The organism is Pigmentiphaga sp. (assembly GCF_019689535.1).
Lineage (GTDB): Bacteria > Pseudomonadota > Gammaproteobacteria > Burkholderiales > Burkholderiaceae_B > Pigmentiphaga.
Genome location: NZ_JADGHH010000172.1, coordinates 1 through 7,500 on the forward strand (window position 1 = coordinate 1; position 7,500 = coordinate 7,500).

The window sequence follows — 7,500 nt, forward strand, 5'->3', positions numbered from 1 at the left end:
GCGTTTATTACAGCATGGGTCGGGGCGGGTGCTAAACTCTTTAGCTTCGTCCGACGCTCGTTCGCGGGGGAATTTCCCCCTGGGATCCAGGCTGCCGTCCGGTTATTCGCCGCCCGCCGGCCGACCGGGTCTCAGCGGTACGGGGCGCGAAAACACTTCTTGATGCAGCTTGCCCATGGATTCCTTCGCCAAGGAAACACTACCGATCTCTCTCGAAGAAGAGATGCGTCGCAGCTACCTCGATTACGCCATGAGCGTAATCGTGGGACGCGCGCTTCCCGATGTGCGGGACGGTCTGAAGCCCGTGCACCGGCGCGTGCTCTACGCGATGCACGAACTGAACAACGACTGGAATCGACCCTACAAGAAGTCGGCCCGCATCGTCGGGGACGTCATCGGTAAATACCACCCCCACGGTGACCAGGCGGTGTACGACACCATCGTCCGCATGGCCCAGCCGTTCTCGCTGCGCTACATGCTGGTGGACGGTCAGGGCAACTTCGGCTCGGTGGACGGCGATGGCGCGGCGGCCATGCGCTATACCGAGGTCCGCCTGTCCAAGATCGCCCATGAGCTGCTGGCCGACATCGACCAGGAAACCGTCGATTTCGGACCCAACTACGATGGCAGCGAGAAAGAGCCCTTGCTGCTGCCGACCCGCCTGCCCAACCTTTTGGTCAACGGCAGCTCTGGCATTGCCGTGGGCATGGCCACCAACATCCCTCCGCATAACCTGGCGGAAGTGGTGGACGGCTGCCTGTATTGCCTGCGCAATCCGGCCTGCACCGTCGACGAGCTGATCGAAATCATTCCCGCGCCCGATTTCCCCACCGGCGGCATCATCTACGGCATATCCGGGGTTCGCGAAGGTTATCGCACCGGCCGTGGCCGCGTGGTCATGCGCGCCAAGACCCATTTCGAGGACATCGAAAAGGGCGGGCGGCAGGCGATCGTGATCGACGAGATCCCCTACCAGGTGAACAAGCGCTCGCTGCTCGAGCGCATCGCCGAGCTCGTCAACGAGAAGAAGATCGAGGGCATCTCCGACATCCGCGACGAGTCCGACAAGGAAGGCATGCGCGTGGTGATCGAGCTCAAGCGCGGCGAAGTGCCCGAGGTCGTGCTCAACAACCTGTACAAGAACACGCAGCTCCAGGACACCTTCGGGATGAACCTGGTGGCATTGGTCGACGGCCAGCCCCGCCTGCTCAACCTCAAGCAGATGGTGGAGCATTTCCTGTCGCACCGTCGCGAGGTCGTGACCCGGCGCACGGTATTCCAGTTACGCAAGGCCCGCGAACGCGGCCACGTGCTGGAAGGGCTCGCGGTGGCGCTGGCCAACATCGACGAATTCATCGCCATCATCAAGGCTGCCCCGACGCCTCCCATCGCCCGCCAGGAGCTGATGGCGCGTTCGTGGGACTCCTCGCTCGTGCGCGAAATGCTCACCCGCGCCGCAGCCGACACGCCGGGAGGGCGCGACGCCTACCGCCCCGACGGGCTGCCCGCGAATTACGGCATGCAGGACGACGGGCTCTATCGCCTCAGCGACGTCCAGGCCCAGGAAATCCTGAACATGCGGCTGCAGCGCCTGACCGGCCTGGAGCAGGACAAGATCGTCGGCGAGTACAAGGATGTCATGGCCAATATTGCCGACCTGCTCGACATTCTTGCCAAGCCCGAGCGCGTCACGGCCATCATTGCCGACGAGCTGACGGCGTTGAAGGCGGAATTCGGCACCGATGCCAAGGACACGCGCCGCTCGCACATCGAGCTGAATGCGACCGAGCTCGAGACCGAAGACCTGATCACCCCCACCGACATGGTGGTCACGCTGTCGCACGCTGGCTACATCAAGAGCCAGCCGCTGTCGGAATACCGGGCGCAGAAGCGCGGCGGGCGCGGCAAGCAGGCGACGGCGACGAAGGAAGACGACTGGATCGACCAGCTCTTCATCGCCAACACGCACGATTCCATCCTTTGCTTCAGCAACCGCGGCAGGGTCTACTGGCTCAAGGTCTGGGAGGTGCCGCAAGGCACGCGCAATTCCCGCGGCAAGCCCATCGTGAACATGTTCCCGCTTTCCGAGGGCGAGAAAATCACCGTGGTGCTGACCGTCAAGTCGTACAGCGAGGATCACTACGTCTTCATGGCCACCGCCAAAGGCACGGTGAAGAAGACGCCGTTGTCGGAGTTCTCCAATCCGCGCAAGGCCGGCATCATCGCCGTCGACCTGGACGAGGGCGATTACCTGATCGGCGCCTCGCTCACCGACGGCAAGCATGACGTGATGCTGTTCTCGGATGCGGGCAAGGCGGTGCGCTTCGACGAAAACGACGTGCGGCCCATGGGGCGCACGGCGCGCGGGGTGCGCGGGATGATGCTGGAAGAGTCGCACAGCGTCATCGCGCTGCTGGTGGCCGAGAACGAGACGCAAAGCGTGTTGACCGCCACCGAGAACGGCTATGGCAAGCGCACGCCGATCAGCGAATACACGCGCCACGGCCGCGGAACCAAGGGCATGATCGCCATCCAGACGACCGAGCGCAATGGCAAGGTCGTCGGGGCGGTGCTGGTCGATCCTACCGACGAAATCATGCTCATCACCACGGGCGGCGTGCTGGTGCGCACCCGCGTGAGCGAGATCCGCGAAATGGGGCGGGCGACGCAAGGCGTGACGCTGATCAACATCGACGAAGGCACCCGTTTGTCGGGCGTCCAGCGCGTGGTGGAATCTGATACCGAAGAGCAGGAGAACGGCGCCGACACTGGAGCTCCGCCTTCCAATGAGGCTGAATGAGGCAGCAGCCATGACTCGACCCTATAACTTCTCGGCCGGTCCGGCCGTTCTTCCCGAGCCCGTACTGCGGCAGGCTGCGGCCGAAATGCTGGACTGGCGCGGCAGCGGGATGTCCGTGATGGAGATGAGCCATCGCGGCAAGCAGTTCGAGCAGATTTGCGACGAGGCCGAGGCCGACTTGCGCGAGCTGCTGTCGGTTCCAGACGATTACGCCGTCCTTTTCCTGCAAGGGGGAGGCATAGGCGAGAACGCCATCGTTCCGCTCAACTTGATCGGGCGTCGCCAAGCCCATGCGGCCGACTACGTGGTCAACGGGTCGTGGTCGACGAAGTCTTTCAAGGAAGCCCTTCGGTACGGCGATGTGGCCATGGCGGCAAGCGCCGAAGGCCCGGCGGTGCTGGACGGCGTGGAGCAGGGGCCGTGGACCTACATGCCCGATCCGGCGTCTTGGCGGGTGCGCCCACAGGCGAGCTACGTCCACCTGTGCAGCAACGAGACCATAGGCGGCGTCGAGTTCATGGATTGGCCCGACCTCGCCGCGCTCGGGGCTCCCGAGGCCGTCCTGACCGTGGACGCCTCGTCGCACATCCTGTCGCGGCCGATGGATGTACGCCGCGCGGGGCTCATCTATGCCGGTGCGCAGAAGAACATCGGCCCGGCCGGGTTGACCATCGTCATCGTCCGCAAGGACCTGCTGGGCCATGCGCTGCCCATCTGTCCCTCGGCATTCGATTACGCGATCGTCGCGAAAGAACGCTCGCGGTTCAATACGCCGCCGACGTATGCGATCTACATCGCCGGGCTGGTGTTCAAGTGGCTCAAGGAGCAGGGCGGCGTGGCCGAGATGGAAAAGCTCAATGTGGCCAAGGCCAAGCTGCTCTACGACTACCTGGACGGCACGGACTTCTATCGCAACACGGTGCACCGGCCGGTGCGGTCGCGCATGAACGTGCCGTTCATGTTGCACGACGACGCGCTGAACGCTCCTTTCCTGAAGGCCGCCGAAGAGGCGCGCCTGCTGCAACTCAAGGGGCACAAGAGCGTGGGCGGCATGCGCGCTTCCATTTACAACGCCATGCCCATCGAGGGCGTGCGCGCCCTGGTCGAGTTCATGAAGGAGTTCGAGCGCACCCATGGATGATCTGCAAAAGAAGTTGGCGCCGCTCCGCGAGCGTATCGACGCCATCGATGCGCAGATCCTGGACCTGTTGTCCGAGCGCGCCCGCACGGCGCAGGAAGTCGGACGGGCGAAGGAGCACCATGCCGGCGTCGTTTTCAGGCCCGAGCGCGAAGCGCAGGTCATCCGGCGGCTGCAGGAGCTGAACCGCGGTCCGCTGCCGGGCGAGGCCTTGTCGGCCATTTGGGGCGAGATCATGTCGGCCTGCCGGGCGCTGGAACAGCCGGCGCGGGTGGCCTACCTCGGCCCCCAGGGCACGTATTCCGAGCAGGCCATGCTGGCGCACTTCGGCCATGCGATCGAGCCCATTGCATGCGGCACGATCGACGAGGTCTTCCGCTCGGTCGAAACCCGCCGCGCCGATTTCGGCATCGTGCCGCTGGAAAACTCCAACGAAGGCGCCGTCAACCGGACGCTGGACCTGCTGCTCACTTCGCCGGTGAAGGTCATCGGCGAGCGCTCAGTGCCGGTCGTGCAGTGCCTCATGACCCGTAGCGGCACCTTGGACGGCGTGACCGTCATCCGGTCCCATCCGCAGTCGCTGGCGCAGTGCCAGGGCTGGCTATCCGACCATCATCCGGGCCTGGCCCGCGCCTCGGCCGCCAGCAACGCGGAGGCTGCCCGCCTCGCGTCCGAGGATCCGACCGTTGCCGCCATCGCGAGCGAGCAGGCGGCCAAGCGCTGGGGGCTCCAGATCGTCGCGGCCGGCATCCAGGATGATCCGCACAACCGCACGCGCTTTCTTGCCATTGGCCACCAGGAGACGTCGCCGTCCGGCCGCGACAAGACCAGCCTGATCTTGGCCGTGCCCAATGAGGCGGGGGCCGTCTATCGGATGCTGGCGCCGCTCGCCGAGAACGGCGTTTCGATGACGCGCTTCGAATCGCGGCCCGCCCGTACCGGGCAGTGGGAATACTACTTTTACGTCGACATCGAGGGGCACCGCCAAGATCCCCACGTCGCCAAGGCGCTGGATGCGCTGCAGGCTCGGGTGGCCTTTTTCAAGGTGCTCGGGTCATACCCCGTGTCGCCTTGAGCAGGGTGGCATCCATGTCGCCGGCCGTACCGGGAGACCGTAGCCCCTCGCCCTTGTTGCCGGTGCTGGCGGTGGTTGGAGTCGGGTTGATCGGTGGCTCCTTCGCCGCCGCGCTGCGGCGCGCCGGCCAGGTCGGCGAAGTCTGGGGCGTCGGCCGGCACGAATCTTCGCTCGACGACGCGCTCAAACTCGGCCTCGTGGACCGCGCGGTTTCGATTGAGCAGGCCGCGCGGGCCGATCTCGTCTTCTTGGCGGTGCCGGTGGGCGCCACCGGTGCGACGCTGGATGCGCTCGCGCCGCATCTGGGCGAACGAACCGTCGTGACCGATGCGGGCAGTACCAAGATGGACGTGATTCGCGCGGCCCGCGCGTCACTCGGCAGCCGCATCGGCCAATTCGTGCCCGGTCATCCTATCGCTGGCAGCGAGCGTAGCGGCCCCTCGGCAGCGTTCCCCGAGCTATATGATGGCCGGACGGTGATCCTCACCCCCTTGCCCGAGAATCCGCGCCCGGCCGTTGCGCTGGTCGAGCAGGCCTGGGGGTACTGCGGCGCGCTGGTGCGTATCATGTCGGCCGATGAACACGACACCGTGCTGGCCTCGGTCAGCCACGTTCCGCACTTGCTGGCCTTCGCGTACATGGCGCAAGTGCTGGCCGCATCCGATGCGGCGCTGCGGCTGGACCTGGCGGGAAGCGGGTTCCGCGATTTCACACGCATCGCGGGCGGGTCGCCTGCCATGTGGCGCGACATTTTCCTCGCGAACCGCGATGCGATGATCCGGGAGACCGCCGCCGTGCGGCGGGCGCTGGACGAGTTCGAGGCCGCGATGCTCCGCAACGACGGCGCGGCCCTCGAGGCCATGCTGCGCGATGTGTCCGAGGCGAGGCGCTCGTGGCGGGCCGCCCAGCCCGAATCTCAAGACATGACGGAATGAGTGCATGACCGACGCTTCCCACCCAACGCCTTACCTTGACTTGGCCCCTGTCCGCAACGCGCGGGGCACGGTGAGCCTGCCCGGTTCCAAGAGTATTTCCAACCGGGTATTGCTGTTGGCGGCGCTGGCCGAAGGGAGGACCCGGGTCACGGGCCTCCTCGATTCGGACGACACGCGGGTCATGTTGGCGGCGCTGCGCACGCTGGGGGTGAACATTACCCAAGGCGAGCGCCCCGATGAGGTGCTGGTCGAAGGATGCGGACGTTTTCACGTGGGGCGTGCCGACCTCTTCATGGGTAACGCCGGAACGGCGATCCGTCCGCTGACGGCGGCTTTGGCGATGATGGGCGGGCATTACCTGCTGCACGGCGTGCCGCGCATGCACGAGCGCCCGATCGGCGACCTGGTCGATGCGCTGCGCATGCTGGGCGCTTGCGTGGCCTACCAGGGAAAGGAAGGGTATCCGCCGCTTTCGATAGGCTGGGGCGAGCTGAATCTGTCGCGTCCGGTCAAAGTCAATGGTTCGGTTTCGAGCCAGTTCCTGACGGCGCTGCTGCTGGCCGCCCCGTTGGCGACCCGTAGCGCAGGCCGGGATTTCGTCATCCAGGTCGAGGGCGAACTCATCTCCAAGCCTTATGTGGACATGACCCTGAACCTGATGCGGCGTTTCGGCGTGACGGTCGAGCGGGACGGGTGGCAAAGGTTCGTCGTCCCTGCCTCCGCGGTTTACCGATCGCCCGGGCAGATGCTGGTGGAGGGGGATGCCTCTTCCGCTTCCTATTTCTTGGCGTTGGGCGCCATCGGGGGCGGGCCGGTGCGGGTGACGGGCGTAGGCCGGGACAGCATCCAGGGAGACGTAGCGTTCGCCCACACGCTGGAGGCGATGGGGGCGCAGGTCGAGATGGGCGCCGATTGGATCGAGACGCGGGGTGTCAAGGTCGCCGAAGGCGGGCGCTTGAAAGCGTTCGATGCCGATTTCAATTTGATTCCCGATGCTGCCATGACGGCCGCGGTGCTCGCCCTTTATGCGGACGGGCCTTGCAGGCTGCGCAACATCGCCAGCTGGCGCGTCAAGGAAACCGACCGCATCCATGCCATGGAGACCGAGCTCTCCAAGCTCGGCGCGACGGTGCAGTCCACGCCGGACAGCCTGACGGTCACGCCGCCCGCGTCGTGGCGGCCTGCCGAGATCGGTACCTGGGACGACCACCGGATGGCCATGTGCTTCTCGCTGGCCGCGTTCGGGCCGGTTGCCGTCCGCATCTTGGACCCGGGTTGCGTCAGCAAGACTTTTCCGACCTATTTCGACGTCTACGCCGGATTGGTGGAGGCCTGAGCTTGACCGGCCGCGGGCGTCGGCACGGAGGTGGGGGAGGCGTGGCGTCGCTCCCAGAATTTGTCGAAGAAAAAATGCGCGACCGTATTGACCGCGGGTTCGACAAAGGTCACCGCGCCGCTGATGGCGACGCTGCCGGTGATAATGTAGGCCACGCTGAAGGAGGTGACGAGGTGCAGGCCGCCGAAAGCCAGGGTCTTGGCCATTGCCGCGTTC

6 protein-coding genes are annotated in these 7,500 nt (G+C 65.6%); 5 read left to right on the forward strand and 1 reads right to left on the reverse strand.

From position 1 onward, the window contains the following. Positions 1-175 precede the first annotated feature (175 nt). From gyrA to aroA, 5 genes are read left to right on the forward strand one after another with little or no spacing between them, the layout of a single operon-like run. The gene (gyrA, locus tag IRZ12_RS13800) at positions 176-2,800 is read left to right on the forward strand and encodes a DNA gyrase subunit A (RefSeq protein ID WP_296469462.1); all 2,625 of its coding nucleotides are present in this window, start codon (positions 176-178) and stop codon (positions 2,798-2,800) included. A 10-nt stretch (positions 2,801-2,810) separates the two neighbouring features. Continuing rightward, a complete protein-coding gene (gene serC / locus IRZ12_RS13805) occupies positions 2,811-3,941 on the forward strand; it encodes a 3-phosphoserine/phosphohydroxythreonine transaminase (protein WP_296469464.1) in 1,131 nt (376 codons plus the stop codon). Further along, positions 3,934-5,013, forward strand: a complete 1,080-nt coding sequence (gene pheA / locus IRZ12_RS13810) for a prephenate dehydratase (protein ID WP_296469466.1) — start codon at positions 3,934-3,936, stop codon at positions 5,011-5,013. Before serC ends, pheA begins: the two co-directional genes overlap by 8 nt. 14 nt (positions 5,014-5,027) lie before the next feature. Continuing rightward, positions 5,028-5,948, forward strand: a complete 921-nt coding sequence (locus IRZ12_RS13815) for a prephenate dehydrogenase/arogenate dehydrogenase family protein (protein WP_296469468.1) — start codon at positions 5,028-5,030, stop codon at positions 5,946-5,948. Positions 5,949-5,952: 4 nt separating this feature from the next. After that, positions 5,953-7,284: a 3-phosphoshikimate 1-carboxyvinyltransferase gene (gene aroA / locus IRZ12_RS13820; protein WP_296469470.1), complete on the forward strand. Its 1,332-nt coding sequence runs from the start codon at positions 5,953-5,955 to the stop codon at positions 7,282-7,284. On the opposite strand, the gene IRZ12_RS13825 is transcribed toward aroA, so the two are convergent. After that, positions 7,260-7,490 carry a DUF2061 domain-containing protein gene (locus tag IRZ12_RS13825; RefSeq protein WP_296469472.1) on the reverse strand — a complete coding sequence of 77 codons (231 nt, stop codon included), beginning with the start codon at positions 7,488-7,490 and terminating at the stop codon, positions 7,260-7,262. The genes aroA and IRZ12_RS13825 overlap by 25 nt on opposite strands. Positions 7,491-7,500 lie beyond the last annotated feature (10 nt).

Excerpts from the sequence above, each read along its gene's own strand:
- pheA (WP_296469466.1), top strand. The coding sequence starts at position 3,934 with ATGGATGATCTGCAAAAGAAGTTGGCGCCGCTCCGCGAGCGTATCGAC.
- aroA (WP_296469470.1), top strand. The coding sequence starts at position 5,953 with ATGACCGACGCTTCCCACCCAACGCCTTACCTTGACTTGGCCCCTGTC.
- gyrA (WP_296469462.1), top strand. The coding sequence starts at position 176 with ATGGATTCCTTCGCCAAGGAAACACTACCGATCTCTCTCGAAGAAGAG.
- IRZ12_RS13815 (WP_296469468.1), top strand. The coding sequence starts at position 5,028 with ATGTCGCCGGCCGTACCGGGAGACCGTAGCCCCTCGCCCTTGTTGCCG.
- serC (WP_296469464.1), top strand. The coding sequence starts at position 2,811 with ATGACTCGACCCTATAACTTCTCGGCCGGTCCGGCCGTTCTTCCCGAG.
- IRZ12_RS13825 (WP_296469472.1), bottom strand. The coding sequence starts at position 7,490 with ATGGCCAAGACCCTGGCTTTCGGCGGCCTGCACCTCGTCACCTCCTTC.